At 48.0% G+C, this 26,283-nt stretch carries 32 protein-coding genes and 1 pseudogene; 3 read left to right on the top strand and 30 right to left on the bottom strand.

Annotated elements, in window-relative coordinates:
- Positions 1-92: 92 nt before the first annotated feature.
- Positions 93-656, top strand: a complete 564-nt coding sequence (locus tag FAH66_RS02075; RefSeq protein ID WP_137040514.1) for an RBBP9/YdeN family alpha/beta hydrolase — start codon at positions 93-95, stop codon at positions 654-656.
- A gap of 128 nt (positions 657-784) precedes the next feature.
- Here the strand turns inward: FAH66_RS02075 and pyrC are convergent, their stop codons facing one another.
- The 3 genes from pyrC to FAH66_RS02060 form a co-directional block, all read right to left on the bottom strand.
- Positions 785-1,819, bottom strand: coding sequence for a dihydroorotase (gene pyrC / locus FAH66_RS02070; protein ID WP_137040512.1), 1,035 nt, complete (start codon positions 1,817-1,819; stop codon positions 785-787).
- A 97-nt stretch (positions 1,820-1,916) separates the two neighbouring features.
- Positions 1,917-2,510: an NMCC_0638 family (lipo)protein gene (locus FAH66_RS02065; RefSeq protein ID WP_137040510.1), complete on the bottom strand. Its 594-nt coding sequence runs from the start codon at positions 2,508-2,510 to the stop codon at positions 1,917-1,919.
- A gap of 12 nt (positions 2,511-2,522) precedes the next feature.
- On the bottom strand, positions 2,523-2,747 hold the full coding sequence (locus FAH66_RS02060; RefSeq protein ID WP_003681929.1) for a sulfurtransferase TusA family protein: 225 nt from the start codon (positions 2,745-2,747) through the stop codon (positions 2,523-2,525).
- A 109-nt stretch (positions 2,748-2,856) separates the two neighbouring features.
- Here FAH66_RS02060 and FAH66_RS02055 point away from each other — a divergent pair, with 109 nt between their 5' ends.
- Complete coding sequence (locus tag FAH66_RS02055) at positions 2,857-3,468, top strand: CNP1-like family protein (RefSeq protein WP_070747752.1); 612 nt, start codon at positions 2,857-2,859, stop codon at positions 3,466-3,468.
- A 63-nt stretch (positions 3,469-3,531) separates the two neighbouring features.
- Here FAH66_RS02055 and FAH66_RS02050 read toward each other — a convergent pair whose 3' ends face one another.
- Positions 3,532-4,647, bottom strand: coding sequence for a porin (locus FAH66_RS02050; protein ID WP_137040508.1), 1,116 nt, complete (start codon positions 4,645-4,647; stop codon positions 3,532-3,534).
- A 387-nt stretch (positions 4,648-5,034) separates the two neighbouring features.
- Between FAH66_RS02050 and FAH66_RS02045 the strand changes: the two genes are divergently transcribed.
- Positions 5,035-5,781, top strand: coding sequence for a carbonic anhydrase (locus tag FAH66_RS02045; RefSeq protein WP_137040506.1), 747 nt, complete (start codon positions 5,035-5,037; stop codon positions 5,779-5,781).
- 62 nt (positions 5,782-5,843) lie between these two features.
- On the opposite strand, the gene FAH66_RS02040 is transcribed toward FAH66_RS02045, so the two are convergent.
- The 26 genes and pseudogenes from FAH66_RS02040 to FAH66_RS01920 all read right to left on the bottom strand — a co-directional run bounded on the left by FAH66_RS02040 (position 5,844) and on the right by FAH66_RS01920 (position 26,258).
- Positions 5,844-7,478 (bottom strand): CTP synthase, encoded by a 1,635-nt coding sequence (locus FAH66_RS02040; RefSeq protein ID WP_137040504.1) that lies wholly within the window; start codon positions 7,476-7,478, stop codon positions 5,844-5,846.
- A 124-nt stretch (positions 7,479-7,602) separates the two neighbouring features.
- The gene (locus FAH66_RS02035) at positions 7,603-9,258 is read right to left on the bottom strand and encodes an AMP-binding protein (RefSeq protein WP_137040502.1); all 1,656 of its coding nucleotides are present in this window, start codon (positions 9,256-9,258) and stop codon (positions 7,603-7,605) included.
- A gap of 95 nt (positions 9,259-9,353) precedes the next feature.
- Positions 9,354-10,457: a tRNA 2-thiouridine(34) synthase MnmA gene (gene mnmA / locus FAH66_RS02030; RefSeq protein ID WP_137040500.1), complete on the bottom strand. Its 1,104-nt coding sequence runs from the start codon at positions 10,455-10,457 to the stop codon at positions 9,354-9,356.
- 126 nt (positions 10,458-10,583) lie between these two features.
- On the bottom strand, positions 10,584-11,063 hold the full coding sequence (locus tag FAH66_RS02025) for a copper chaperone PCu(A)C (protein WP_070631623.1): 480 nt from the start codon (positions 11,061-11,063) through the stop codon (positions 10,584-10,586).
- A 131-nt stretch (positions 11,064-11,194) separates the two neighbouring features.
- A complete protein-coding gene (locus FAH66_RS02020; protein WP_049350673.1) occupies positions 11,195-11,578 on the bottom strand; it encodes a diacylglycerol kinase in 384 nt (127 codons plus the stop codon).
- Between the two features lie 67 nt (positions 11,579-11,645).
- On the bottom strand, positions 11,646-12,602 hold the full coding sequence (gene gshB, locus FAH66_RS02015) for a glutathione synthase (protein WP_137040498.1): 957 nt from the start codon (positions 12,600-12,602) through the stop codon (positions 11,646-11,648).
- A gap of 115 nt (positions 12,603-12,717) precedes the next feature.
- Positions 12,718-14,379, bottom strand: a complete 1,662-nt coding sequence (gene recN / locus FAH66_RS02010; protein WP_137040496.1) for a DNA repair protein RecN — start codon at positions 14,377-14,379, stop codon at positions 12,718-12,720.
- 199 nt (positions 14,380-14,578) lie between these two features.
- Positions 14,579-14,890 (bottom strand): annotated as a pseudogene (locus tag FAH66_RS02005) (BCCT family transporter); the annotation flags it as partial.
- A gap of 45 nt (positions 14,891-14,935) precedes the next feature.
- Positions 14,936-15,544: an SMC-Scp complex subunit ScpB gene (gene scpB / locus FAH66_RS02000; protein WP_063067919.1), complete on the bottom strand. Its 609-nt coding sequence runs from the start codon at positions 15,542-15,544 to the stop codon at positions 14,936-14,938.
- A 69-nt stretch (positions 15,545-15,613) separates the two neighbouring features.
- The gene (locus FAH66_RS01995) at positions 15,614-15,847 is read right to left on the bottom strand and encodes a glutaredoxin family protein (protein ID WP_036472354.1); all 234 of its coding nucleotides are present in this window, start codon (positions 15,845-15,847) and stop codon (positions 15,614-15,616) included.
- A 149-nt stretch (positions 15,848-15,996) separates the two neighbouring features.
- The gene (locus FAH66_RS01990; protein ID WP_003681978.1) at positions 15,997-16,197 is read right to left on the bottom strand and encodes a (2Fe-2S)-binding protein; all 201 of its coding nucleotides are present in this window, start codon (positions 16,195-16,197) and stop codon (positions 15,997-15,999) included.
- 227 nt (positions 16,198-16,424) lie between these two features.
- Positions 16,425-17,303, bottom strand: coding sequence for a site-specific tyrosine recombinase XerD (xerD, locus tag FAH66_RS01985; RefSeq protein ID WP_137040494.1), 879 nt, complete (start codon positions 17,301-17,303; stop codon positions 16,425-16,427).
- A 76-nt stretch (positions 17,304-17,379) separates the two neighbouring features.
- A complete protein-coding gene (locus FAH66_RS01980; protein WP_003683206.1) occupies positions 17,380-17,823 on the bottom strand; it encodes a peroxiredoxin in 444 nt (147 codons plus the stop codon).
- Positions 17,824-17,859: 36 nt separating this feature from the next.
- Complete coding sequence (locus tag FAH66_RS01975; protein WP_070590983.1) at positions 17,860-18,495, bottom strand: deoxynucleoside kinase; 636 nt, start codon at positions 18,493-18,495, stop codon at positions 17,860-17,862.
- Positions 18,496-18,592: 97 nt separating this feature from the next.
- The gene (gene folK, locus FAH66_RS01970) at positions 18,593-19,081 is read right to left on the bottom strand and encodes a 2-amino-4-hydroxy-6-hydroxymethyldihydropteridine diphosphokinase (RefSeq protein ID WP_137040492.1); all 489 of its coding nucleotides are present in this window, start codon (positions 19,079-19,081) and stop codon (positions 18,593-18,595) included.
- A 15-nt stretch (positions 19,082-19,096) separates the two neighbouring features.
- Positions 19,097-19,471 (bottom strand): SirB2 family protein, encoded by a 375-nt coding sequence (locus FAH66_RS01965; RefSeq protein WP_003681989.1) that lies wholly within the window; start codon positions 19,469-19,471, stop codon positions 19,097-19,099.
- A 55-nt stretch (positions 19,472-19,526) separates the two neighbouring features.
- Positions 19,527-20,096 (bottom strand): tRNA 5-(aminomethyl)-2-thiouridylate-methyltransferase MnmM, encoded by a 570-nt coding sequence (mnmM, locus tag FAH66_RS01960; protein ID WP_137040490.1) that lies wholly within the window; start codon positions 20,094-20,096, stop codon positions 19,527-19,529.
- 78 nt (positions 20,097-20,174) lie between these two features.
- A complete protein-coding gene (gene hfq / locus FAH66_RS01955) occupies positions 20,175-20,471 on the bottom strand; it encodes an RNA chaperone Hfq (RefSeq protein ID WP_003683208.1) in 297 nt (98 codons plus the stop codon).
- Positions 20,472-20,634: 163 nt separating this feature from the next.
- Positions 20,635-20,700, bottom strand: a complete 66-nt coding sequence (locus tag FAH66_RS11180) for a hypothetical protein (protein WP_373463616.1) — start codon at positions 20,698-20,700, stop codon at positions 20,635-20,637.
- Positions 20,701-20,766: 66 nt separating this feature from the next.
- On the bottom strand, positions 20,767-22,224 hold the full coding sequence (gene der, locus FAH66_RS01950) for a ribosome biogenesis GTPase Der (RefSeq protein ID WP_049331367.1): 1,458 nt from the start codon (positions 22,222-22,224) through the stop codon (positions 20,767-20,769).
- A gap of 141 nt (positions 22,225-22,365) precedes the next feature.
- Positions 22,366-22,995: a YfgM family protein gene (locus FAH66_RS01945; protein ID WP_137040488.1), complete on the bottom strand. Its 630-nt coding sequence runs from the start codon at positions 22,993-22,995 to the stop codon at positions 22,366-22,368.
- A complete protein-coding gene (gene hisS, locus FAH66_RS01940; RefSeq protein ID WP_137040486.1) occupies positions 22,996-24,291 on the bottom strand; it encodes a histidine--tRNA ligase in 1,296 nt (431 codons plus the stop codon).
- Positions 24,292-24,408: 117 nt separating this feature from the next.
- Entirely contained in the window at positions 24,409-25,065 is a 657-nt protein-coding gene (locus FAH66_RS01935; protein ID WP_167480305.1) for a C39 family peptidase, read from the bottom strand.
- Positions 25,066-25,132: 67 nt separating this feature from the next.
- A complete protein-coding gene (locus FAH66_RS10965; RefSeq protein WP_244284974.1) occupies positions 25,133-25,453 on the bottom strand; it encodes a hypothetical protein in 321 nt (106 codons plus the stop codon).
- Between the two features lie 44 nt (positions 25,454-25,497).
- Positions 25,498-25,875, bottom strand: coding sequence for a hypothetical protein (locus FAH66_RS01925; RefSeq protein WP_137040484.1), 378 nt, complete (start codon positions 25,873-25,875; stop codon positions 25,498-25,500).
- A 134-nt stretch (positions 25,876-26,009) separates the two neighbouring features.
- Entirely contained in the window at positions 26,010-26,258 is a 249-nt protein-coding gene (locus tag FAH66_RS01920) for a hypothetical protein (RefSeq protein ID WP_137040482.1), read from the bottom strand.
- Between the last annotated feature and the right edge of the window lie 25 nt (positions 26,259-26,283).

Raw genomic sequence — 26,283 nt, 5'->3', positions numbered from 1 at the left:
GGCAAACAATAAAACATAAACAAACATGGTATAATAAACGCTTACAGGCAGAGATTTAGACAAAATCTCAGGCCGTCTGAAGGAGGAGAAACATGAATCGACGCGTTTATATCGTACATGGCTTTGAAGGCAATCCGCACGGCAACTGGTTTGACTGGCTTTGCGCCCAAGTCAAAAGCACCGGCGCACAAGCAATCTCCCTTGCCATGCCCAATCCCGACAAACCAAGCACGACCGCGTGGCAGTTTACCCTTGACCAGCACATCGGCAAGCCTGATGCCCATACCTTCCTAGTCGGCCACAGCCTCGGTTGCATTACCCTCCTTCACTTCCTCAGCCGCCAACAGCCGCAAAAAATCGGCGGTCTGTTGCTTGCCGCCGGTTTTGCCGATACGTTGCCGCCCCTGCCCGCGCTCGATGCCTACATTAAAGCAGCGTCCCCCGATTTCGACATCCTGCGCAAAATCGACATGCCCAAACACTGTCTGGTTTCCGACAATGACACCCATGTTCCGCCTGAACTGACTTTGGACATGGCGGCCAAACTTAAAAGCCCTGTTACCCATATCCCCGAAGGCGGCCATTTGATGGCTTCGGACGGCTTTACCCAACTGCCGCAGGCTTGGGAAGCGCTGAAACCCATGTTGATAGACTAAACGTAATAATTGGTTTTCAGACGGCCTTGTTTGTCTTCCCTCCCCATAACAGGCCGTCTGAACGACAATAAAAAACAACCTGCCCTTTCAAGCAGGTTGTTTCTTTTTATGCCTTATTGACGGCAAATTTAATATTGCACTGTCCATTCAATCTCGCCGCCGGCCCTCATCGGTACAAGATCGCCATCGCCGTAAGGTACGCTGGCAGGAACGGTTTGCGTTTGTTTGACCAATGTGATGGTATCGGTATTTTCAGGCAGACCGTAGAAACATGGGCCGTTTTTAGAAGCAAAGGCTTCCAGTTTGTCCAGCGCGCCTGCTTTCTCAAACACTTCGGCATAAAGCTCGATGGCCGTCATTGCGCTGAACATACCGGCGCAACCGCAAGCATTTTCTTTGGCAGTTTTAGCATGTGGCGCAGAGTCCGTGCCGAGGAAGAATTTGTGCGCCTTATCGCCGGTAACGGCGGCAACCAAAGCCTGACGGTGGGTTTCGCGTTTGAGTACAGGCAAGCAGAAATGATGAGGGCGCACACCGCCGACCAAAAGGTCGTTGCGGTTGAGCAGCAAGTGTTGCGGCGTCACAGACGCGGCCACATTATCGCCTGCTTCCAATACCAGTCGTGCAGCCTCGGCAGTGGTGATGTGTTCAAACACGACTTTGAGGTTGGGCACTTGCGCCAAAACCGGCTTCATCACGCGCTCGATAAAGGCGGCTTCGCGGTCGAAAATATCGATTTCAGGATCGGTTACTTCGCCGTGAACCAAGAACAAAATGCCCTGTTTCGCCATTTCTTCCAACACGGGGATCAGCTTAAACAAGTCGGTCACGCCGGAATCGGAATTGGTGGTCGCGCCTGCTGGATAGAGTTTGAAAGCCACAATACCGGCAGCCTTGGCTTCACGCACGAGTTCGGGAGTGGCGTTATCGGTCAAATAAAGCGTCATCAACGGCTGGAAGCTACTGCCTTCTGGCAGGGCGGCCATAATGCGCTCTTTGTATGCTTGGGCGTCGGCAACGCTGACGACGGGCGGCTTCAGGTTGGGCATGATAACGGCTCGACCCATTTGTCGGGCGGTGTACGAGACAACAGCTTTGAGCGCGTCGCCGTCGCGCAGGTGTAAATGCATATCGTCGGGGCGGATGATGGTCAGGGTTTGCATAGCTTACTTTCGAGTGGTTTGGTTTGATAATGTTTCAGACGGCCTTTATTCGGCGGTAACGGTTTCTATCGATTTGATGTTTCAATCGTCAACCGGCCTAAGGCAAAACGGGGGCCTTATTGTCGTAAGAATGATGGGTCAAATAAAAAACAGCCTGTACCGGAAAATGCTCGGACGACGTTGTTTTAACGGTCAGCAAGGTTTCTTTCGGACTGCCGGACGCGCGCCATGCGTAGGAAATCTGACGCATAGGCAACGGGGTTTCCACCAAATTATCGGCACGCAACTCAGCGTTCAAACCTTGCGGCGGATTTTCTGCCAAAGCCAAAAATTGTTTGAAAATCAGATGGCCGTCGGCTTTAGCCGTGCGCACGCTGCAACTGTCTTCAGTCAGGCTCAAATAATAATCCGCGCCGTTTACCGTTTTCTTCCAAATGCTTAATGCCTCCAAATCCATCATTCCGGCAGGCAAATCGGCAATATCTTTTTTCGACAATAAAACCAGTTTGTTGGCATTGGCAAACTCGCCGACAAGGGCGGCATCGCCGTCTGTGGCCACGCAGCTTTGGCGGAACAAGTCGGTTACATTTTGGGCATAATCGGCAGCGTTCTGCGGCGAAACGCCTTCATTGCCGCATGCATTCAGGCAGACAGCCAATACAGCGGCAGACAACGCGACGGCTTTAGACATTTCAGACGGCCTTTATTTGTGCTTCAACACCAGCTTGAACACGCCGTCGGCTTCGCTCGATTCCAACAAAACATGCCCTGTCTGACGGCAAAACGCTTCAAAATCGCCGGGCGCGCCGCCATCGGTGGCCAATACGGTCAGCACTTCTCCTTCCTGCATTTGCGCCAAAGCTTTTTTGGCACGCAAAATCGGCAACGGGCATTTCAAACCAATGACATCCAGAGTTTGTGTATTCATGATGAAAACTCGTCATATTAATCAGAATTAACGTCAATTATACCGCACTTACTTGCACCCCACCCTGCAAGCCCATAAAATAAAGCCGTTTTTCACTTTGGAGCTGTCTATGCGCCGTTTTGCCCTTCTTGCCCTCAGCCTTGCCGCGACTCAAGCATTTGCTTTGGGTTTCAGCCAAAAGGATACGCTGACCAACACGCGTTATCAGGAAAGCCCTGAAGAAGTTGCCGCACGCGAATTTAAAGAACACAAAGCCGAGTTGCCGCCCCTTCCCGATACCCAATCGGGAGATTGGTTCGACCTCTACGTCAACGAAACCTACGGCAAGCAGCCTAAAATCCTGCTCAGCAGCCTGCAAATCATGCCTGCGCCTGACAACAGCATCCGCTACGTCTTGAACGTGCGCTCCGACAAAGGCTACGACAACCTCTCCGTCGAAGGCCTCTATTGCGCCCGCACATCCTTTACTTACAGCAACGATAAGCGTTCGTCTTACAAAGTATTCGCTTACGGCGACACAGTAAACCACCGCTGGATCGAGCCGCGTAAAGGCGATTGGAAGCTGATCGGCAATGCGTTCAGCCGCAACGATGCCCTGCATACCGCCCTGTATCAGGCATTCTGTGTCGACGGCATGCCGACAACGGTCGAAGGTTTGGTACAACGTTTGAAAGAACGCGGTGGCCGTCACGGCACAACGCTGACCAACCACGACAAATAAACCGCTTTAATCAACAAAAAGGCCGTCTGAAATTTTTCAGACGGCCTTGTCTTTCAAGACGGCTTAGAATTTGTGATACAGGCCCACAGAAGCGGCTTTTTGTTCAACGCCGCCTTTGTTGGCTGCAGTCAGACGGGTTTTGTTGCCGACTTTCAGATACGCCAGTTGGGCAACTACGCCGGTGCGTTTACTGAAGGTGTATTGGCCGCCGACAACGACTTGGTCGAATTTATCCACCAATTTCTCGCCGCTGTTCACGCCCTTGGCAGGCCAGCCGTGTGCATAAGTAATGCGTGGGGTGACATTGCCCAATTTGTAGCCGACAGTTACTGCTGCATCAACCACTTTCACGGCTTCAGATTTGCCTGAATCGGCAGTGATGTCACTACCCTTGTACTCATTAAAACCATCGGTGAAATAGCCTAAATATTCGTTGGCTGTCTCATGGCCTTTGGCATAGTGTACGCCGCCGCCGACAAAGAGATTGTCTTTGTCGTAATAAGTTTCAACTTTGGCGATTTGTGCCGCTTTGACTTTGCCGGAATTGTCGGTGTACGCGCCGTTGTAGTGGCCGTAAGCCGCATTGGCAGTAAAGCCGTTTTTAGAGAAGCTCACGCCGCCGGTGTATTGGTCTTTGGCCGCTTGGGTGTGCGTGTATTTGTCTGAAGGATTGCGGTTGTCGCGCGGTGCGTAAGACACGTTGAATTTGAATCCGCCAAAATCCGGGCTGTCGTAGCGTACAGCGGCATTACGGTTGCCGGTACGGGTAAAGATGCCCAAGCCTGCGGCATTGGTTTTGTACATCCACGGATCGATGGTGTCCATTTCGTTCAGCATATTGCTGAGTTTACCGGCACGGACTTTACCGAATTTACCTTGCAAACCGATGAAGGAATCGCGATTGGCAAAACCTTGAGAGCCGCCGGTAATGGCTGTTTTTTGTTCAACTTGCCAGATGGCTTTCAAATCGCCGCCCAAGTTCTCGCTACCTTTAAAACCGATACGGGAGGTATTGTCATTGATGCTGGTTGCGGTAGAGCTGGTTTCAGAACCTGCGTCACCTTTGATTTTTACTTGACCAACGGTCACGCTGCTTTTGATTTGACCATACAGAATGACTTCTGCAGAGGCAGCCAGCGGCAAACCGGCAATAACCAAAGCGATAATCGATTTTTGCATTATTCTCTCCAAAACAAAGTTAAAATCTCGTGAAAACACGTTTAGCAATATTAATGTTTTCCAACGATACAAACAACTACTTTCATCTTGATAGACACTTTTATTCATTAGAGTTTAGACTTTTTACAACATTTTTAAATAAAACAGGCCGTCTGAAAAAATTTCAGACGGCCTCTCCCATTCAAAGTCATGGCAAGGACAATCATCCTTATTATTGTAATCATCTAATCAAAAATGATTGCTTGATAAATGTTTGCCATATATCAAGCCAACATTCTCCAATTGCCACTATCATTAATTTTCTTCTTATAAAGAGGCTTTTTTATATCAATAATTTATTTGGTATAAATTTTTCCTTTTACCTAATATAAATAAATAGGAGTCCTTATGTTGAACAAACATCTCTTTTTATCTTTGCTAATGGCTGTCTCTACTGCAACGGTATCCGCCGAAACCCATCATGCACATTGGTCTTACACAGGTGAAAACGATGCTGCACACTGGGGCGATTTGAGTGAAGACTTTGCTGTCTGCAAAACAGGCAAACAGCAATCTCCAGTGGACTTCTCCACAACAAAAGCAGTAAAAGGCAAACAACTGACATACCGTTACAACGTCGCCGACTACAAAGTAGAAAATAACGGCCATACTCTTCAAGCCACGCCGCAAGGCAAGGCCCAAACCATCGTGATTAACGGTAAAACCTATACCTTTAAACAATTCCACTTCCATACGCCGAGCGAACATACTTTCAAAGGCAGACATTTCCCGATGGAAGCGCATTTCGTCCATCAAGCCGAAGACGGTACTTTGGCAGTCATCGGCTCTGTATTTAAACCGGGCAAAAACAATCCTGCCTTATCCGCACTCACTGCCAAAAAACTGAAAGCAGGCGAATCCGTAACGTTAAAAAACTTGAATATCCAAGCCCTGCTGCCTAAAGATAGCAAGTCCTTCCAACTGAAAGGCTCGCTGACAACGCCGCCTTGCAGCGAAAACGTTACTTGGGTTGTCTTAAAAACTCCGGTTCAGGCAGATGCGGCGCAGTTTAAAGCCATGCGCGACATTATCGGCGGCGAAAACAACCGTCCCGTACAACCTTTGAACGACCGCGAAGTCAATGAAGACAAATAACTTCTAAGGCCGTCTGAAAACAAAAAAGCACCCGGAAACGGGTGCTTTTTCAATCACATCAATCAGGCTTTTTTGTTACCCAACGCGGCTTTCACAAACGCGCTGAACAAAGGATGGCCTTTGCGCGGATTGGAAGTAAATTCCGGATGGAACTGACACGCGAAGAACCAAGGATGATTTGGCAATTCGATGGTTTCAACCAAATGCTCGCGGCCTGCGGATACGCCGCCGATGACCAAACCGGCTTTTTCCAACTGAGGAACATAGTTGTTGTTAACTTCGTAGCGGTGGCGATGGCGTTCGCGGATATGTTCGCTGCCGTAGATTTTTGCGGCAAGGCTGCCCGGTTTAAGGTCAACTTCTTGCGCACCCAAACGCATGGTGCCGCCCAAATCGGCAGATTCGTCACGGGTTTCTACGCTACCGTCGGCAGTTTGCCATTCGTCAATCAGGGCAACGACAGGCGCGGCGCATTTCAAGTCAAACTCGGTAGAGTTCGCACCTTTCAAGCCTGCAACATCGCGGGCATATTCGATCAGGGCGATTTGCATACCCAAGCAGATGCCCAAGTATGGTACGTTGTTTTCACGCGCATAGCGTACGGCGGCAATTTTGCCTTCCACGCCGCGTGAACCGAAGCCGCCCGGCACCAAAATCGCGTCCATGCCTTTGAGCATGGAAACATCGCCATTTCCCTTCTCGATGCTTTCGCTGTCGACAAAGGTAATCTGTACGTCGGTTTCAGTGTGAATACCGGCGTGTTTCAGGGCTTCGATCAATGATTTGTAGGACTCGGTCAAATCAACGTATTTGCCGACCATCGCGATTTTGACGGTATGTTTCGGATTTCGAATCGCGTGAACGATTTTCTTCCATTCGGTCAAATCGGCTTGTTTGACATTCAGTTGGAGCTGCTCAGTAATAATGCTGTCGATGCCTTGGTTATGCAGCATTTCAGGGCATTCGTAAATGCTGTCTACATCGTAACTGCCCACGATGGCACGTTCTTCAACGTTACAGAACAATGCAATCTTACGGCGCTCGTCCGCAGGCATTTCTCTGTCCATACGGCAGATCAGGATGTCCGGTTGCAAACCGATGCTCAACATTTCTTTAACGGTATGCTGGGTCGGTTTGGTTTTGATTTCACCGGCGGCGGCAATGTAAGGAACATAGCTCAGGTGGGCAAACAATGTATTGTTGCGGCCGAGCTGGCTGCGCATTTGGCGGATGGCTTCCAAGAAAGGCAAAGATTCGATATCGCCGACTGTACCGCCGATTTCGACAATCGCCACATCATAACCGGCCGCGCCTTCGTGGATACGGCGTTTGATTTCATCGGTAATATGCGGAATCACTTGTACGGTACCGCCCAAATAATCGCCGCGACGCTCTTTGGCAATCACGTTTTCATAGACTTGGCCGGTACTGAAGCTGTTGCGGCGGGTCATGGTGGCGTTGATGAAACGCTCGTAGTGACCGAGGTCGAGGTCGGTTTCCGCGCCGTCATCGGTCACGAATACTTCGCCGTGTTGAAACGGACTCATGGTACCCGGGTCAACGTTGATATACGGGTCGAGCTTAAGCATGGTCACGTTCAAGCCACGCGACTCGAGAATAGTAGCAATAGAAGCGGCGGCGATACCTTTACCCAAAGAAGATACAACGCCGCCGGTTACGAAAATAAATTTAGTCATGATGTGATACCCATGTTGGAATGTGTGATTTTAACTTGAAGCAACATATTCTGGCAAACGGCAAAAGCTTCAGGCCGTCTGAAAATAACGTTTTCAGACGGCCTTATCATACTGTTTCTATATATCAGCGCAGCTCGCGGCGCAGGATTTTGCCAACGTTGGATTTTGGCAACTCGTCGCGGAATTCGATGTCTTTCGGCACTTTATAAGCGGTCAGTTCTTTGCGGCAGAAATCGATCAACTCTTCCTTAGTCAAAGATGGATCTTTGCGTACAACGAAGACCTTAATCGCTTCACCGGTTTTCTCACTTTTCACGCCGATACAGGCGACTTCCAAGACTTTGTCGTTGCCGGCCACCACTTCTTCGATTTCGTTCGGATACACATTGAAACCGGATACCACAATCAAATCTTTTTTGCGGTCCACCAGCTTCAGCCAGCCTTTTTCATCCATCACGGCAATGTCGCCGGTCTCCAAAAAGCCGCGTGCATCGATTGCTTTGGCGGTTTCTTCAGGACGATTCCAATAGCCTTTCATCACTTGCGGGCCGCGCACCCACAATTCGCCCGGTTGTCCGATAGGCACTTCTTTGCCGTCTGCATCACGCAATTCTATCTCAGTTGAAGGAACAGGCAGGCCGATACCGCCGCTGTAAGCTTCGATATTCAAAGGATTGCAACATACGCCCGGGCTGGCTTCGGTCAAGCCGTAGGCTTCCACAATCGGCGTACCGGTGATTTTTTTCCATTTTTCCGCCACGGCTCTTTGCGTTGCCATACCGCCGCCCAAAGTCAGCTTCAAACGGGAAAAATCGACTTCGGCAAAATCTGGACGGTTGACCATCGCATTAAACAGGGTATTTACACCGATGAACACGCTAATCGGCTCTTTTTTCAATTCACCGATAAATCCTTTCATGTCGCGCGGATTGGTAATCAGGATGATTTTAGAACCGGTATTCGCAAAGATCATCAGGTTTACCGTCAAGGCAAAGATATGATACAGCGGCAACGCGGCAATGACCGTTTCTTCGCCTTCGTGCAGGCTATTTTTAATCCATTCTTTTGCCTGCAACATATTAGCGCAGATATTGCCGTGACTGAGGACAGCGCCTTTCGCCAAACCGGTCGTGCCGCCTGTATATTGCAGCAAGGCAGTATCATCGCGCGTCAACTCGACTGGTTTGAACGTATTTGCCGCACCTTGCTTCAAGGCCGTCTGAAAAGTCACGGTATTGGGAATGCGGTATTCCGGCACCATTTTTTTCACTTTGCGGATGACGAAGTTCATCAACGCGCCTTTAATCATGCCGAACATTTCGCCGACCGACGCGACAATCACATGTTTGATTTGCGTACGCGGCAACGCCAGCTCCAACGTATTGGCAAAGTTCTCCAACACGACAATCGTTGTCGCGCCACTGTCTTTCAACTGATGCTCCAACTCGCGCGGCGTATAAAGCGGATTGGTATTCACTGCCACCAAGCCTGCCTGCAAAATACCGAAAAGCGCAATCGGATATTGCAAAACGTTCGGCATCATAATCGCCACACGCTCACCACGCGGCAGTTTCAATACGTTTTGCAGGTAAGACGCAAAATCGGTCGCCAACTTGCCCACTTCGGCATAAGTCAGCGTTTTGCCCATGTTTTGAAAAGCAGGTTTATCCGCAAATTTTTCGACACTTTGACGGAATACGTCGCTGATGGAGCTGTATTGAGAAATATCGATTTCAGGGTTTACGCCTTGTTCATAGCTTTTGAGCCAGAGTTTTTCCATATTGATCAGTCTTTATATTTAGTCGTTTTTTGAAATCGAGGCCGTCTGAAAGGCTTTATTTCAATCCGCCGCTTCGTTTTCAGATGGCCCTTTTATTAAGCAGTAATAATGACAGGCTTGTCGGTGGACATGATGATACCGCCGCCCAAGCACACATCGCCGTCATACAGTACCGCAGATTGTCCGGGGGTTACCGCCCATTGCGGCTCGTCAAAGACAAGCTCGACGGTTTCATCATCCAAGTAACGCAACGTACAAGGCGCGTCAGCCATACGGTAGCGCGTTTTGCAGGTATAGCGTCCTTCTTTCGGGCGTTCGGGCAATGTGAAACTCAAATCGTTCATCACCAAGCTTTGCGTATAAAGCAAAGGATGGTCATGGCCTTGTACGACAATCAGTTCGTTTTGGGTCAAATCCTTGGCCGCGACAAACCATGGCTCGCCTGCGCCACCGATACCCAAGCCTTTGCGTTGGCCCAGCGTGTAAAACATCAAGCCGACGTGTTCGCCGACTACTTTGCCTTCAGGGGTAACCATTTTGCCATTATTGGTCGGCAGGTATTTTTGCAGAAATTCGCGGAACGGGCGTTCGCCGATAAAGCAAATACCGGTACTGTCTTTTTTGGTTGCAGTCGGTAATTTGAATTCTTCGGCAAGACGGCGTACTTCAGGCTTTTCCAACTCGCCCAATGGGAAAATCGCGCGTTCGAGTTGGAAAGGCTTGAGACGGTACAGGAAATAGCTTTGGTCTTTGTTTTGATCCAAGCCTTTGAGCAGGTAATGCACGCCATTGCGAACTTCTTTGCGGGCATAGTGTCCGGTGGCAATGGTATCGGCGCCCTGCTCAATGGCATAATCCAAAAAGCATTTGAATTTGATTTCGGCATTGCACAAGACATCCGGATTTGGCGTGCGGCCTGCGCTGTATTCTTTGAGGAAATAGGCAAATACATTGTCTTTATATTGCGCGGCAAAATTGACGATGTTGATATCGATACCGATGATATCGGCAACGGCAATGGCATCAAAGGAGTCTTGTTTGATGCTGCAATATTCGTCGTTGTCGTCATCTTCCCAGTTCTGCATGAACACACCGCTGATTTGATGGCCTTGCTGTTTGAGCAGGGCCGCGGTAACGGATGAATCGACGCCGCCGGAAAGGCCGACGATGATGTTTGTTGGTGTGTTGGTAGTATTCATGAGGGGAATGTGGGTTTTAAATACATTTTTTAAAGCGTGATTTTAGCACATTTTGATTTAACGACAGAAAAGGCCGTCTGAAAGCCTAATGACTTTCAGACGGCCTTTATATGAAAATTCAAGCAATTAGTGTTGATGCGCGCCACCGTGACCATGACCGTGACCGTGATCCATGCCGGATTGCGGTGCGGTTTTCACTTCCAGTTGTACGGTTTGAGGTTTGGCATTTTTGAATTTCAGGGTAACAGGTACTTTTTCGCCTTCTTTCAGCGGTTTTTTCAGACCCATGAACATAACGTGGTAGCTGCCTGGTTTCAGCTCGGTTACGCCTTTTTCTTCCAGCGGGATGCCGCCTTTAACTTCGCGCATGCGCATTACGCCGTTGTCGTTTACATGGGTATGTACTTCGATACGCTCGGCTACCGGGCTGCTGCCGCCAACCAAGAAGTCTTTTTTAGCTTCATCGTTGTGGATTTTCATGAATGCGCCACCCATTTTCATACCTTCAACGGTAGAACGTGCCCAACCGTCTTCAATATGGATACCGGCTGCAGATACGGAAGTTGCCAAGCCTGCCAGAATCAGGGTTGCCATTAATTTTTTCATGTTTTGCTCCTTATGTTTGCCAAATGGCTGGGATATACAGCCTTCATCTTACAACCGAAGGCCGTCTGAGAACTTTGATATAGATTAAGTAATACTATCTAATCCTAATGAATTACCATATTACCACATTTCTAAGCAGTTAATGCAACAATCCAAACAATAAATAACATTAACAAAGCCATCAGTTGCGCGGCCGAACCGGCATCTTTGGCACGCTTGGCCAGCTCGTGTTTTTCAGTAGAGGTATGGTCAACAGCTGCCTCGATGGCGGTATTAAACAATTCGGTAATCAGTGAAATAAACGATGCGACAACAAGCACCATTTTGGTGACCGGGCCGAAATCAAGGAACAAAGCCAAGACAATTAAAATCAGGTTCAGCCAAAAAACTTGGCGAAATGCGCTTTCATAACGATACGCGGCAGCCAGTCCGTCTTTGGAATAACCAAACGCATTGATAATGCGCTTGATACCGTTTTTTCCTTTTTTCTCGGAAGCGTAGGAAGATGGTTTCATCATATACTCAACATAAAAAGGCAGTCTGAAAAAAACGGTCGGATCAATTTTCAGACGGCCTTTGGATTTATTGTTTTGCCCAAGATGCCACGGCATCTGCGAACATGGCGGCAACGTCGAAATCTTTTTGCTTCATGATTTCTTGGAAGCCGGTCGGGCTGGTTACGTTGACTTCGGTCAGGTTGCTGCCGATGACATCCAAACCAGCAAGCAAAATACCGCGGTGCTTCAATTCAGGCGCAAGGGTTTCTGCGATCTCACGGTCGCGCTCGCTCAACTCCTGCGCCACGCCGCGGCCACCGGCAGCCAAGTTGCCGCGTGTTTCGCCATTTTGCGGAATGCGCGCCAAAGCATACGGAACAACTTCCCCGCCGATAATCAGAATGCGCTTGTCGCCATGTACGATTTCAGGAATATAACGTTGCGCCATGATGGTGCGTGAATCAAGCTGCATCAGGGTTTCCAAAATACTGCCGATATTGGGATCGGATTCGGTCAGGCGGAAAATGCCCATACCACCCATGCCGTCCAAAGGTTTGATGATGATGTTACCGTGTTCTTTCAAAAAGGCACGGACATCGGCAGAACGTGTGGTAACCAAAGTTGGCGCGGTAAACTGGCTGAAGTTCAAAATCGCCAATTTCTCATTGAAATCGCGCATTGCTTGCCCGCTGTTAAACACTTTTGCGCCCTGCTGCTGCGCCAACGTTAAAAACTGGGTCGCGTACAGATATTGCATATCAAACGGCGGATCAGTGCGCATAATGACCGCATCGAAATCTTTTAAGGCCGTCTGAACTTTTGCCTCTGCTTTAAACCATTCATGATCGTCATCGTTCTTCGCGCCGACAAACTCAAATGCCGCTGCCTGAGCCACCACCAAGCCTTCACGGACGGACAATTCTCCGCTCAAGGTATGAAAAAGCTGCCAACCGCGCTTTGCCATTTCACGCATCATGGCGTAAGTAGTGTCTTTATAGGTTTTAAAACTTGCCATCGGATCGGCGATAAACAGGACTTTCATCAAAATTTCCTTGTAAACAGACAATATAATCATACCTTGTATTCTGCCTGCCTGAAAAGGTGGCAAAATATAGAAAAGGCCGTCTGAATTCTATTTTCAGACGGCCTTGAGGCTTTTAGGCGGCTGCCAAATGCAAGAGTTCGGCGGCATGGCTGCGTGTGGTATCGGTAATGATTTCGCCACCCAGCATACGCGCGATTTCCTCAATGCGCTGATGATGGTTCAATACGCTGATTTCGCTGACGGTTTGTTCGCCTTTGCTATGCTTGCGCACCTGCCAATGGTTTTCACCGCAAGAGGCAACTTGAGGAAGATGGGTTACCGCCAAGACTTGATGTTTTTTACCTAAGGCACGCAAAGCTTTACCGACCATTTCAGCGACGCCGCCACCAATACCGGTATCCACTTCGTCAAAAATTAATGTCGGCACTTGCGTGTATTGGCTGGCAACCACTTGCAAAGCCAAGCTGATACGCGCCAATTCGCCGCCGGAAGCCACTTTGTTCAAAGGACGGGACGGATTGCCTTTATTCGCCGCCACTTGGAATTGTACCTGCTCCAGACCATGTGCGGTCGGCGAAGACGGCAACAAGACGATATCAAAACGTGCGCCTTTCATGGCCAAATGCTGCATATGCTCGGTGGTCTCTTCGCCCAAACGGCCGGCCGCCTGATGGCGCATGGCGGAGAGAATATGCGTGGCTTCGTGGTATTCTGCAAGATTGCGTGCGACTGTATTTTCCAAGGCTTCCAAATCGGCAGCCGCTTGCAGGTTTTGCAGGCGCTCGTCGATTTCTGCCAGCTTTTGCGGCAACTCTTCCGGCTCAATACGGTATTTGCGCGCCATGCTCATCAATTCGCCCATGCGGCTTTCTTGTGCGGCCAATTCATTAGGATCGATATCGCTGCGACCGGCCACATCGCGCATATTGGCACTGATTTCACCCAATTCTGCTTCAATACTTGCCAACATATTCAGGCTCTCGGCAAAGCGCGGCTCAATGTTTTGCAGATTGCCCAGCAGTTTTTGGCATTGGTAGATTTGACGTTGGATGCCGTTGTCCCCGTCTATACTGTCGCCTACTTGTTCGGCGGTTTGCAGCAACTCAGCCGAATGCGCCAGGCTGTCGTGGCTTTGGCTTAAGGCTTCCCATTCATTGGGTTTAAGCTCCAATTGGTTCAATTCATTAAACTGCCATTCCAAACGCTCACGCTCAATGGCCATGGTTTCTGCCTGCTCTTGTGCTTCTTGCAGTGCCTTTTTCGCATTAACCCAATTTTGATAAAGCTGTTTGACCGTTTCTGCCTGCTCTTTGCTGCCGGCAAACGCATCCAACAACTCGCGTTGCGCAGACTCTTGATTCAGCGAATGATGGGCATTTTGGCCGTGAATATCGATTAACTGCTCGCCGATGGCTTTCAGCTGCGCCAATGTTGCTGCCTGATTATTGATATAACTGCGGCTTTTACCCTTGGCATCGATAATACGGCGGATGCTGAGCTCTTCAGCATCTTCTTCCAAAAGGCCTTGCTCCTGCAGCTGCGCTTTCAGTTCGGGCAAACCGCTGATGTCGAACAAAGCCGACAACTGCGCTTCTTTGGCGCCGCTGCGCACTTGGCTGTAATCGGCCTTATCGCCCAACAACAGGCCAATCGCATCCAGAGTAATCGATTTGCCTGCACCGGTCTCGCCCGTCAATACGGTAAAGCCGTTTTGAAAATCAAGATTTAGGTTTTCAACAATGACAAAATCACGCAAAGAAAGTGCCAACAGCATTGCAGTATTCCTTAGTAAATCACCCGCACCTATGCGGAATAACTTTAGATAAGCTGATTATAACTAAGATTTTTTATAGTTTAAATCAGATTTTTCTTATAATTTATCTAAGATATTTATTTTAAACAAATTATTTTTTAAGCAGACAATAAAAAGGCCGTCTGAATATTGCTACATGTTCAGACGGCCTAAATTTATTTTACTCTGCCAGCTCTACTTGTTCATGCCCCATCAATTCCTGCCCCACTCCGGCAAGCAGGTTTAGATAACGCTCATACTGCTTAAGCATATCGGCAATCAATTCTTTTTGCGTCATATATTGCACATCGTATCCATCGCGCCCATCCGAGAAATACGTCAACGGTATGAACGTTACCGCATATTTGAAATGAGGCAGGCTGTCTTCACGAATCAACTGGTCGGTAATTTCCCGCTTTACGGATTTAATCCCATAGACAAAATCCATTACCGTCCCTTTATGCACCACCAGCTCTACCGACGGCTCATCTTGTTGCAATCTGAAACACGATTGTTTCAGACGGCCTTTACATTCAAATCAGTTAATCAGTCTGTTTCCTGATTCAACTGCTTCTTCAGCCTCCTCATCACCTGTCGGCGGCGTTTCCATCAAATCAGGCAACACCAACTCGCCCAATTCAGTCAGCGGCGGCAATTCTTCCAAACTTTCCAACCGCAAATCACTTAAGAATGTTGCCGTTGTCGCCCACAAAGCCGGACGGCCGACAGAATCACGGTGGCCGATGACTTCAATCCAGCCCCTATCCTGCAAAGTTTGCATTACATTTTGCGACACCGCCACGCCGCGTATGCCTTCGATATCGCCACGCGTTACCGGTTGCTGATAGGCAATAATCGCCAGCGTTTCCATTACGGCGCGAGAATAACGCGGCGCGCGCTGCTCTTGCAGGCTGCCCAGCCGTTCAAATGCAGCTTGGGCGATTTGGAAGCGCCAGCCCTCATGGGTATGCACCAGTTGCAAAGCCCTGCCCTGCCAGCGAGCCTTCAATTGCGCCAACACATCAATCAGCTTGTCTTGCGACAACGGCGGCACGCATAATTCGCGCATAGCTTTTTCGTTTAAAGGTTCGACTTGCGTTAACAGCGCCGCTTCAATCAGCGCATCGGGAGAAAGTTTTTCAGTCATAATAAAATTAATGTTCAGACGGCCTAAACAGCCAAAGGCCGTCTGAAAGATAATATGGTCAACGGTTTGTTACGCGCTCAAATGCGCTTTCAGTTTTTCTTCATCCAAAAACCAATGGCAGATTTCGGTATCGCCATCCAGCAAAACAGGCACCAGCTCATTGTACTTTTCTTCTAAAACCGGATCTTCATCAACATCGACAATATCCAGCTCAAATCCAAATTGCTCCTGATAAGGCTTTAATTGTTCGCGCATTTTATGGCACAAGCTGCAATATTCCCGAAACATCAAGGTCAGTTTCATGGCAGTTACTCTCAGAGGGACAAAAGCGGCCATTGTATAGCAAAATGCTTCCAAACCATACAGGCATGACAAAGGCCGTCTGAACAGGCGCGAAACGAAATCAAGGATTTCTGTCACGCCTTCAGACGGCCTTTATGTGTATTCTGAAATTAAGACTGAACGTTGATACCGGCAGTCACAGTATTTTGGGCACTGCTTGCAGTCAAAAATGACGCTGCCAATTCGCCGCAGCAACCGCAACAAGTCGCCACGCCTAATTGAGCCTGCAAATCGCTCATGGTGGTTGCACCGGCGGCGATGGTCTCTTTGATGTCGTGGTCAGTAATGGCATTGCAGATGCATACGAACATGATGTGCTCCAATTATTTTGTTACCCTCTGTAATTGAGAGTAGGATTTATTCTTGAACGTAAATATAAATAAAAACGGTTTGCATTGCAATATTGGCACAGCCCTTTTGCTTTGAAATTTTTCTATGAAATTTTATATTTTGATTGATATTTTATAATTTTAAAGTTTGATAACCTTTCAGACGGCCTCAATAACAAAAAGCGGCATCTTCGAGATGCCGCCTTTATTTATGAACGGGAATGGTGTTCATCGACCATGTTTTTCAAACGGATATTGGCAACATGGGTATAAATCTGCGTGGTGTTGATATCGGAATGTCCCAACATCATCTGGACTGAGCGCAAATCAACGCCGTGATTGACCAAATGCGTGGCAAAAGCATGGCGCAAACCGTGCGGGCTGAGCGAAGCAATACCGGCTGCTTCGGCATATTCTTTAACTATCATCCATGCAAGCTGACGGCTGATGCCGCTGCGCTTCTGGCTGACAAACACTTCGTCGCAAATTTTGTTTTTCAGCAACAATGGGCGCGATTCGTTGCAATAGCGTTCCACCCAATATGCCGCTTCCTGCCCCAACGGAACCAAACGTAATTTGTCGCCCTTGCCTATGGTGCGGATACTGCCGCGATGTAAATCGATATCGCTGAGCGTCAATTTGACGGCTTCGGTCACGCGCAAGCCTGTTGCATACATGACTTCGAGTAAGGCTTTGTCGCGCAGTCCGTGCGGCGTTTCCACCTCCGGCGCAGCCAGCAGCGCATCGATTTGGGCTTCGGTAATCAGCGTGGGCAGTTTGCGTTCCGATTTCGGCGCTTTGAGAAAACGGGTGGGATTGTCTGCTCTTTGACCCGTTTCTTCCAACCAGCCGTACATGCGCTTGCAAGCCGACAATGCCCGCGCTTGGGACGTGTTTTTTTCTCCCTCCGCATACACGGCATCAGACAGGGCAAATTCATCGGCACTCAACCAATCCTGCCCGCACTCGGCCAACCGCGCGGCGACTTTGACCAAATCACGGCGGTAACTTTGCAGCGTATTGTGGCTGAGCCTGTCTTGCAGCCAAAGGGATTCAAGCAGCTTGTCTATTAAATCGTCCATATTCATCAAACTGTATTGAAAGGCCGTCTGAACGGCATGACTTTACATCCGTTCAGACGGCCTTAGGTTCTCAAAGCCCTATTTAAGAGGCTTGAGAAATTGTATCCAAAACTTCCTGCGCGTGTCCGGCCACTTTGACTTTACGCCATTCATGGGCGATTTCGCCGTTTTCGTCCAACACAAAGGTGCTGCGTTCAATGCCGAGGGATTCTTTGCCGTAAAGCTTTTTCAGCTTGATCACGTCAAACAGTTTGCAGACGGTTTCTTCTTTGTCGCTCAACAATTCAAACTGAAAGCCTTGTTTGGCGCAGAAATTCTGATGCGATTTGACGCCGTCGCGCGAAATACCGACAACGGTATAGCCCAATGCTTTGAATTGTTCCAATCGGGCATTGAAATCCAAGCCTTCAGTGGTACAGCCGGGCGTGCTGTCTTTAGGATAAAAATAGACAACCAACGGCAAATGTTCGGCGGAGTTAAAATCACTACCGGAAGAAGATGGGAGTGTGAATTGATATTTTGACATATTATTCCTTTCAGACGGCCTAAACCTAGCCTGCATTTATTTTTCGCTTAAATTCAAATAACTTCGCGTACCTTGAAAATCTTCTAATGCGCGCAACAAAAGCTGGAAATGATCGTCATTGCCGGCTAAATCTAACTCATCGGCATTGACGGTCAGCAAAGGCGCACTTTGATACAAATGGAAGAAATGGCTGTATTCGTCATGCACCCGTCCCAAATAACCTTCGGGAAACAAGCTGATGATGCCTTCGTGACGTTTTTGCAGGCGTTTGCGGTTGTTTTCGACGGCGGTTTGCAGATAAATCACCACATCGGGCTCCGCGTATTGCGGCAGAATGCGTTGCTTCATATCGGCAAAAAGCTGCTGCTCGTCATCATTCAAAACGATAGGCGTAAAAATACGGTCTTTTTCTGGTAAAAAATCAGCCACAACCATTCCGCCTTGCGCGCATTGGTCTTCAATAATATTCACGCTTTCTGCGCGACGCGTCAGGAAGAAAAGCTCGGCAGCCAAGCCATTATTGGAAACATTGCTGTAAAACTTCATGAGAAACGGATTGTGATCCGGATTCTCCGACAACAGCAACGCGCTGAAATGCTCTGCCAAGCGGCGGCTCAAAGCGGTCTTGCCACTACCGATGGCGCCTTCGACAACAATATAACGAGGATTCATAGTAACTCTTTGTAATGTGTTTCCCAACAATATTTTATAGTAAAAAAGGCGTGTCCAACACGCCCTTTCTTGTTTTAGTCCGTTTTTCAGACGGCCTTTATTCTTTCAACAGGCGAATACCCTGCCCACTCAAAGCCTGAGCCAAATCAGCCGCACGGCCATGCTCGCCCAACTCGAAATCCGGAAGGATTTCAGCCAACGGCAACATAACGAAACTACGCTCATGCGCGCGCGGATGCGGCAAGGTCAGATGTGGGTTATCACTGCGGATACCGTCAAAATCGATGATGTCCAAATCCAAGGTGCGCGGTGCATTACGGAAAGAACGTTCGCGCCCAAATTTAGCCTCGATGCGGTTTAACTCTGCCAACAGCGCCACGCCGTCCAATGAAGTTTTCACGGTACAAACGGCGTTCACAAAATCGGGCTGATCGTCATAGCCGACCGGCGCAGTCAGATACAGGGAAGAAGCCTTTTCGAGCCAGATATGCGGATGTGCGTCCAATTCGGCCAATGCAGCGCGAACCTGTTCGGCAGGATTGGCGAGATTGCTGCCCAAAGCGATAACGGCAAAATGCGGATACATTTCAGACGGCCTCTTTTAAAACGGCAGCGTTTTGGTTTTGGCAAGGAAAACAATCGTGGCAACACACGACATGGCCAAAACGTAGACAATATAGAATTTCGGTGAACGCGGACGCGAACGCATCATAATCATGCCCAACACAATATAAACCAGCAACAGCAAGATTTTCATGCCGAGCCACGGCGCATTAAACGGCGAAAAATGGGTAATCTTCATCAGCCACAAGCCGGTAAACAGCAACATGGTATCGTTCAAATGCGGCATGGCTTTCCAAATGCCTGCCAACGGCTTCTCAGGATGACGCCAGAGCAGGAAAAAACGAATGTTGAACAACAGGATGGTGATGGCAACGAAAATCTGATGGCTGTATTTTACAAACAGATATTGCATGGCAGTTTCTTATGTTGAGGGTTGAAAAACAAAGCAGCTATTTTACCGCAAACATCTATTTCTGACGCAACTTTTCAATCGCCAGCAGATAGGGAGGCGCATTGCGGCGGTTGACAAAGCCATAGCGTAACACGGCAAAGGTTTCCTGCGGCAAAGTTTCCGCCCATTGCACAATCGCTTCAGCCTCTATTCGGCCGGCTTCATGTCCCGGATACAATACCGCTACGGCAAGGCCGCCCTCTTTCAGCAAACCCAAAGTATCCGTCAGCGCACGGATGCTGCTTGCCGCTTCAGTCGTACAGCTTTTATCGCCACCCGGCAGCCAACCGAAATTAAATACTGCAGCATCTAAAGGCTCATCGATATAAGATAAAAGGTTTTCATGGCCGCCATGTATCAGGGCTACCCGGCCATCTACGCCGTTTTCTCTCAGACGGCCTTGGGTCTGCATTAATGCTTTAGATTGCACATCAAACGCCCACACCCTACCCGTCTCGCCAACCGACTGCGCCAACAGCAAAGTATCATGCCCATTTCCAGCCGTCGCATCCAAAGCGCGGCCGCCTGCTTTTAAGGCTTGTCGTAACAGGGAGTGTACAAAGGGAAGAATGTTTTCAAGCAGCATAATAAAGGTCGTCTGAAAATAAAAATACCCTACCGCAAAAGCGGTAAGGTATTGAAAAACAGGAATACGTTACATCATTTATTCGGCAGGTTGTTGCGCAGTCTCAACTTGAACCGGAGCAGCTGCGGCAGCGGCTTGAGGTTGCTTGTTTTCGTGTTGCAGGCTGACTGCGCGTGCAGGAACGATTGTTGAGATAGCGTGTTTGTAAACCATTTGAGTGACGGAAGTATTACGCAGCAGAACAACGTACTGGTCGAATGATTCCACTTGACCTTGCAGCTTGATGCCGTTTACCAAGTAGATTGAAACCGGAACGTGCTCTTTACGCAACGCATTCAAAAAAGGATCTTGTAACATTTGTCCTTTAGCTGTCATATTCTTGAGCTCCATTATTATGATTGTAAAGACGCCAAAATCGGCGTTTGATGGGATTGTAGCCCCGAATAGGATAAATTACCAACTATTTTTTTCTATCACACCGTTTAGGAATCCAGCAATAAGGGAACTTCCCGTCAAACCGACTGTTTCATTTCCATATTCACAACAATCCCCATTTCAAATTGGATGTTTTTTTAAATTCGGCAAACCCTATCGAAAATGCCATGAAGCTCTAATGAGCTGTTTTTCATTATAAAAAGGCCGTCTGAAATGGTTCAGACAGCCTTTGTGTTTATTTGCTGAATTGTTTTTTCACGCTGACTTTGGTTTTCTTCTTGAAGCGGTTTTTCTCTTCCTTGCGGCCTTCGCGTTTCTCAATACGGTTGCTCAGGCTGACACGGCGCAGCGGTTTTTTCTTCGGTTTGTCTTCCGCATTTTCATACGGGTTTTCCGAAACATTGTATTGAATTCTGAGCGGCGTACCTTGCAGATTGAAGGCTTTGCGGAACGTTTGGGTCAAATAGCGCGTATAGCTGTCAGAAATGGCGTGCAGCGAATTGCCGTGTACTACAATCACCGGCGGATTCATGCCGCCTTGGTGGGCATAACGCATTTTCGGACGCACCAAGCCAGCACGCGGCGGCTGTTGACGCTCGATAGCACTTTGCAGAACGCGCGTGATTTTCGGCGTCGGCATCTTAATCATCGCCGCATTGTAGGCAGCCTGAATGCTTTCAAACAAACCGTCTATACCGCGTTCTTTCAATGCAGAAATAAAGTGGAACTTAGCAAAATCAAGGAAATACAGTTTGCGGTTGATATCGCGTTTCACTTGCTCGCGACGCTCTTCGCTAATGCCGTCCCATTTATTGACTGCCACCACCAAGGCACGGCCTGCTTCCAAAGCAAAACCTGCAATCGTCGCATCTTGATCGGCAATATCTTGTTGCGCGTCCAATACCAAAACAGCAACGTTTGCCGCTTCAACCGCCTGCATGGCTTTGATAACGGAGAACTTTTCCACTGCTTCATCCACTTTGCCGCGACGGCGCACACCTGCGGTATCGATGATGGTAAACGGTTTGCCTTCACGTTCAAAATCAATATGGATACTGTCGCGCGTCGTGCCTGCCATATCGAAGGCAATCACGCGCTCTTCGCCGAGAATGGCATTTACCAAGGTCGATTTACCGACATTTGGACGGCCGATCACAGCAAAAACAGGATGTTTCGCTTCTTCCTCTTCCTTTTCAGGCTCAGGGAAGGTTTCCAAAATATCTTCAATCAAATAATACACACCATCGCCGTGCGCACCTGAAATCACATAAGGGTCGCCCAAAGCAAGTTCGTAGAACTCGGCGGCAAGCACGGCCCTATTGCCGCCCTCGCCTTTATTCACCGCCAAATAAACGGGGCGTGGGCTTTGGCGCAAACGGTCGGCAATGATTTTGTCTTGCGGCGTCAAACCGGTGCGGCCGTCCACCAAAAACACAACCGCATCGGCTTCATCGACAGCCTGCAAAGTCTGCTTCGCCATTTCGTGCAAAATGCCGCTATCGACAACCGGCTCAAAACCGCCGGTATCGATGACCAAATAAGGTTTGCTGCCGACTTTGCCATGACCGTAATGTCGGTCACGCGTCAGGCCGGGCAGGTCATGCACGAGCGCGTCTTTGGTGCGCGTCAAACGGTTGAACAAAGTAGATTTGCCGACATTGGGGCGGCCGACAAGCGCGATGGTTGGTTTCATAATTGAATCTTTCTGTGTCAAGTGCCGCCTAAAAACGGGAGCGGAACACAAGCAGGTGTTTTAAAAACACGGTTGATAAGGATAAGTGTAGGCCGTCTGAAAAGTCATTGCAACTTCAGACGGCCTTGATTTCAAACAAACTTATTTCAAGCTGTCGATTTTCATTTGCAGCAATTCGCGGCCTACTGCGGTTTGCGGCATTTTGCTCAAAGCAGCTTCGTAACTTTGTACGGCTTCTTTGGTTTTATTTTGAGCAACGTAAACATCGCCTTTGGTTTCCAACATCAAAGGCTCGAAATCAGCCTCAACCTGAGTATTCAGGGCATTGATGGCGGCATCGTATTTTTTTTGCTGCAACAGGGTAACGCCCAAACGCTGCGCTGCCAAAGCTTGAACCAGCGGTGCGTTTTGATTTTTCAGCACCCAATTCAAATGACCTTCCGCCACATCATAACGGCCGGCATCAAACTCGGTTGCCGCTACCATCAAAGTGGCTTGGGCTGTCGAAATAGAATCAGGATAGTTTTTTTGCAATTCGGCCAAATCGGCATTGATGGCTTTTGGGTCGGTTTTTTGCTGTGCCTTTTCCACCATTTGCGCCAATACGGCTGCTGCTTCCTGATCTTTTGAAGCTTTTTGGCCTTGGTAAATGGTGTAACCCAAATACCCCAAAGCCGCCACGATCAGCAAGGCAAAGATCCAACGGCCGGTGCGTTTCCAAAAATATTTAAAGTTGTCTAACTCTTGTTGTTCTTCCAAATGGGCTGCCATTTATGCGTTCTTCCATTGTTGTAAAGTGTCTGTCAAATCAGCGGCGGCAACGGTTTGTTGTTCGTGTTTGCCCTGCATATCTTTCAGGGTAACCGTACCGTTTGCCAGCTCATCCTGAGCCACAATCAGGGCAAAGCGTGCGCCACTGTTGTCTGCTTTTTTCATTTGCGCTTTCAGGCTCTGATAGCCGGAATGCTGCATTACATTGAAACCTTGGGCGCGCAAGGCTTGCGTGTATTTCATCACCTGCAAGTCCGCACCTTCACCTTGGTGCATTGCATAGACATCAGGCGCAGCGTTCACTTCCAGCGAGCCGTATTCGCTCACCAAAAGCAGCAGGCGCTCAATACCCATCGCAAAGCCGATAGACGGCGCAGGCTTACCGCCAAGCTCTTCAATCAAACCATCGTAACGGCCGCCACCGCACACAGTCGCCTGCGCGCCGAGTTTGTCGGTCGTCCACTCAAAAACTGTCTGATTGTAGTAATCCAAACCACGGACCAAGCGCGGATTTTCAATATATTGGATACCCAAACCGTCCAACATCGCCTTGAAGCGAGCATAGTGATTTTGCGAAGCCTCGCCCAAGTAATCCACCAGACGCGGCGCCGCATTGCAGATTTCCTGCAAATCAGGGTTTTTCGTATCCAAAACGCGCAAAGGATTGGTTTTCAGACGGCGTTTGCTGTCTTCATCCAGTTGCGCCTCATAGCGGGTCAAATATTCAACCAATGCCGCACGATGTGCCGCGCGCTCCTCACGGTTGCCCAAGCTGTTGATTTCCAAAGTTAGGCATTCGCGAATACCTAATTTTTCCCATAAGTCAGCAGACATCGCAATGATTTCCGCATCGATATCCGGCCCTTCAAAACCCAAAGCCTCGATACCGACCTGATGGAACTGACGATAACGGCCTTTTTGCGGACGCTCGCGGCGGAACATCGGGCCCATATACCACAGCTTTTGCGGGCTGTTATACAGAAGGTTGTGTTCGACTACCGCACGCAGACAAGAAGCCGTACCTTCGGGACGCAGGCTCAAACTCAAAGAATCGTTTGAATCGGAAAAGGTGTACATTTCCTTGCCGACCACATCGGTTTCCTCGCCGATGGAGCGGACAAACAAACCTGTTTGCTCGACAATCGGCGTACGGATTTGCTGGTAGCCGTAAGCGCGTGTCCAACGGTCGACCGTATCTTCAAACGCCTGCCAAAACGCAGCTGTCAGTTTGAAATCTTTTTGTTCGACAGGTAAAAGGTCGTTCATACCTTTTACAGATTGAATTTTTTGTGCCATTTCAATATGGGATAAGCGAAAATCAAATAGTTGGGCATTATAGCTGATTTTTAAGGGTTTGTGAGGTTGGGAACAAATCAAAAGGCCGTCTGAAACAGTTTTCAGACGGCCTTTGACTCAGTCTACACGCCGTAGCCTGATTTGTTTGACTGCAAATTCCGTCTGCCGCTTTGGGTGTTGTGTGAAAAACAATTTATTTGAAATCGTCTCCGCTTTTTTCGGTACGACAGCCAAAATCTTACCTGCCAAATTTCCCTCACGGGTTTTCCAAGCATCCAAAAACTGCGCCCTACTCATGGAAACATGACCCAGCGAAGGGTCGGCAAGCAAAACCGTATTGCCGTCTATCCCGCGCAATACCGAGAAATGATCGTCCTTGCGGTATTTCAGATACACGATGACGGGGATTTTCAACTGCGCAAGCTGCTCGAAAGACAGAGCATAGCCTTTCGCCTCAAAACCCAAATCAGGCATGATGCGCTGCATATCCTCAAACGACGCACGCATCTGCTCCTTATCCAGCTTTTTCAACACTTCTTCTTCCGTCAGCTTTTGCCCGTAAAAATTGTTCAAAAGCGTCGCCACCGAAGCCGCCCCGCAGGAAAAATCCAAATCCTGCTTCACAATATTGAAATCGCTCCTCTCTTTCCAACTTTGCACTTTGATTTTTCCGTAAACAACAGGATTATCGTTAAACATCGGTGCAGCATTCAGAGGACCGGATAAAGAAACGGCAATCGGTACTGACAGACAAATACGTTTAAACATCATCATACCTTCCAAAGATATATGTAAGAGGTCGTCTGAAAAGGCTTTCAGACGACCTCTTACAAAATTATTCTTACATGCCGGCTTTCTTAGCAAACCAGACAACCCTATTTCCAGCATGATATTTTCCGTTTATCGAAATACGGCAAGCCATACCGCAAAAATGCCACGCGCTGCCGATTTCAACGGTAATTTTCGTACCGCTTTCTTCAAATTCCAGGTATTCCCCTATCAGCGAACGCAAAGAAACAGACGCCATCTCGGCTTCGTTATGATAAACCCGCCTGCCGTTGATATAGACTTCCGCCCCTGTCCGCTCCAAATTCCAAAAATTCCGTACTGAAATTTCCATATCCCGATATTGTGCAGACCATGTTTTTTCAAAGGTTTTCATAAAATTTCCTATACCTGTCCAATTGGCACATATCAATTGCATTATTACATCTCAATACGATAAATATTTCTTAAGTCAAAATGCAAGTCTGACCGTACCTTAACTATCAAAATTTTATTATTTTTTATTGATTTTAAAACAATTTCTGCAAAATTCTCTTCGCTTTCTCCCTTTTGTAGAAGCACATCAGAAAAAATAAAACTTCCCCGATTAAATTCATAAATATGTTTCAACCATTCACTTCCTCTTTCTGTAAGACAAGATTCAGTTTCATTCTTCCTTATTGTATAAATATTTCCCTCACAAAATCTGAAATAAATCCATAAATCCATCTTCTTCATAATCAAAGAAAAAGTTTCACCCCGAGATTTTGTCAGTAATTCACAGGGTTGCGATGTTGCAATCAAATAGCCGAAAGACATTTTAACCCCGTCAATTTAGCACACATGCATGGTTACAGACCTAATAACAAAAAATGTATTTAACTTATCCGTAAGACCTGACAATCGTATTTAAAGGCTAGGTCTACACCCTACTTGATCACTGTATGTATGATTTAGACTAAAAAGAAATCGATCATTTGCTCAATTTTAAGTGTCTCCCCAACAGGCTCTCCCGTCTCAGAATCGAACTCAAGAAAACCTGATAAAAAATCATTAATAATCAATAATTTTTCATCACTGGAAACAGTATTGTTTATAATTTTCTCCCTTAGTACAGATAAAGCAAAATTTTCTAAAGAACTATATTGCCCTCCATCAATTTTTTTAAAAATTAAATCAACTATTTCATTTTTAATATTCATAAATTACCCTTAAATGATAAAGGGA

Origin of the sequence: Neisseria subflava (genome assembly GCF_005221305.1) — a bacterium.
Lineage (GTDB): Bacteria > Pseudomonadota > Gammaproteobacteria > Burkholderiales > Neisseriaceae > Neisseria > Neisseria subflava.
Note: the sequence above shows the minus strand (reverse complement) of the source record. Positions and strands in the feature narration are given on the sequence as shown.

Bases quoted from the DNA above. Each gene is read 5' to 3' on its own strand.
- FAH66_RS01990 (WP_003681978.1), bottom strand. From the start codon at position 16,197: ATGTTCGTATGCATCTGCAATGCCATTACTGACCACGACATCAAAGAG.
- mnmM (WP_137040490.1), bottom strand. From the start codon at position 20,096: ATGCTGCTTGAAAACATTCTTCCCTTTGTACACTCCCTGTTACGACAA.
- mnmA (WP_137040500.1), bottom strand. From the start codon at position 10,457: ATGAATACTACCAACACACCAACAAACATCATCGTCGGCCTTTCCGGC.
- gshB (WP_137040498.1), bottom strand. From the start codon at position 12,602: ATGAAAGTCCTGTTTATCGCCGATCCGATGGCAAGTTTTAAAACCTAT.
- hisS (WP_137040486.1), bottom strand. From the start codon at position 24,291: ATGGCACAAAAAATTCAATCTGTAAAAGGTATGAACGACCTTTTACCT.
- FAH66_RS02020 (WP_049350673.1), bottom strand. From the start codon at position 11,578: ATGAAACCATCTTCCTACGCTTCCGAGAAAAAAGGAAAAAACGGTATC.
- pyrC (WP_137040512.1), bottom strand. From the start codon at position 1,819: ATGCAAACCCTGACCATCATCCGCCCCGACGATATGCATTTACACCTG.
- FAH66_RS01995 (WP_036472354.1), bottom strand. From the start codon at position 15,847: ATGAAACTGACCTTGATGTTTCGGGAATATTGCAGCTTGTGCCATAAA.
- FAH66_RS02025 (WP_070631623.1), bottom strand. From the start codon at position 11,063: ATGAAAAAATTAATGGCAACCCTGATTCTGGCAGGCTTGGCAACTTCC.
- hfq (WP_003683208.1), bottom strand. From the start codon at position 20,471: ATGACAGCTAAAGGACAAATGTTACAAGATCCTTTTTTGAATGCGTTG.
- scpB (WP_063067919.1), bottom strand. From the start codon at position 15,544: ATGACTGAAAAACTTTCTCCCGATGCGCTGATTGAAGCGGCGCTGTTA.
- FAH66_RS01965 (WP_003681989.1), bottom strand. From the start codon at position 19,471: ATGCAATATCTGTTTGTAAAATACAGCCATCAGATTTTCGTTGCCATC.
- recN (WP_137040496.1), bottom strand. From the start codon at position 14,379: ATGCTGTTGGCACTTTCTTTGCGTGATTTTGTCATTGTTGAAAACCTA.
- FAH66_RS01975 (WP_070590983.1), bottom strand. From the start codon at position 18,495: ATGAATCCTCGTTATATTGTTGTCGAAGGCGCCATCGGTAGTGGCAAG.
- FAH66_RS10965 (WP_244284974.1), bottom strand. From the start codon at position 25,453: ATGAAAACCTTTGAAAAAACATGGTCTGCACAATATCGGGATATGGAA.
- FAH66_RS02040 (WP_137040504.1), bottom strand. From the start codon at position 7,478: ATGACTAAATTTATTTTCGTAACCGGCGGCGTTGTATCTTCTTTGGGT.
- der (WP_049331367.1), bottom strand. From the start codon at position 22,224: ATGAAACCAACCATCGCGCTTGTCGGCCGCCCCAATGTCGGCAAATCT.
- FAH66_RS01935 (WP_167480305.1), bottom strand. From the start codon at position 25,065: ATGATGATGTTTAAACGTATTTGTCTGTCAGTACCGATTGCCGTTTCT.
- FAH66_RS02075 (WP_137040514.1), top strand. From the start codon at position 93: ATGAATCGACGCGTTTATATCGTACATGGCTTTGAAGGCAATCCGCAC.
- FAH66_RS02060 (WP_003681929.1), bottom strand. From the start codon at position 2,747: ATGAATACACAAACTCTGGATGTCATTGGTTTGAAATGCCCGTTGCCG.
- FAH66_RS02065 (WP_137040510.1), bottom strand. From the start codon at position 2,510: ATGTCTAAAGCCGTCGCGTTGTCTGCCGCTGTATTGGCTGTCTGCCTG.
- folK (WP_137040492.1), bottom strand. From the start codon at position 19,081: ATGTATCCGCATTTTGCCGTTATCGCTTTGGGCAGCAATCTCGCCAAT.
- FAH66_RS01920 (WP_137040482.1), bottom strand. From the start codon at position 26,258: ATGAATATTAAAAATGAAATAGTTGATTTAATTTTTAAAAAAATTGAT.
- FAH66_RS01925 (WP_137040484.1), bottom strand. From the start codon at position 25,875: ATGTCTTTCGGCTATTTGATTGCAACATCGCAACCCTGTGAATTACTG.
- FAH66_RS02035 (WP_137040502.1), bottom strand. From the start codon at position 9,258: ATGGAAAAACTCTGGCTCAAAAGCTATGAACAAGGCGTAAACCCTGAA.
- FAH66_RS02055 (WP_070747752.1), top strand. From the start codon at position 2,857: ATGCGCCGTTTTGCCCTTCTTGCCCTCAGCCTTGCCGCGACTCAAGCA.
- FAH66_RS02050 (WP_137040508.1), bottom strand. From the start codon at position 4,647: ATGCAAAAATCGATTATCGCTTTGGTTATTGCCGGTTTGCCGCTGGCT.
- FAH66_RS01980 (WP_003683206.1), bottom strand. From the start codon at position 17,823: ATGTCAAAATATCAATTCACACTCCCATCTTCTTCCGGTAGTGATTTT.
- FAH66_RS02045 (WP_137040506.1), top strand. From the start codon at position 5,035: ATGTTGAACAAACATCTCTTTTTATCTTTGCTAATGGCTGTCTCTACT.
- FAH66_RS01945 (WP_137040488.1), bottom strand. From the start codon at position 22,995: ATGGCAGCCCATTTGGAAGAACAACAAGAGTTAGACAACTTTAAATAT.
- xerD (WP_137040494.1), bottom strand. From the start codon at position 17,303: ATGAATATGGACGATTTAATAGACAAGCTGCTTGAATCCCTTTGGCTG.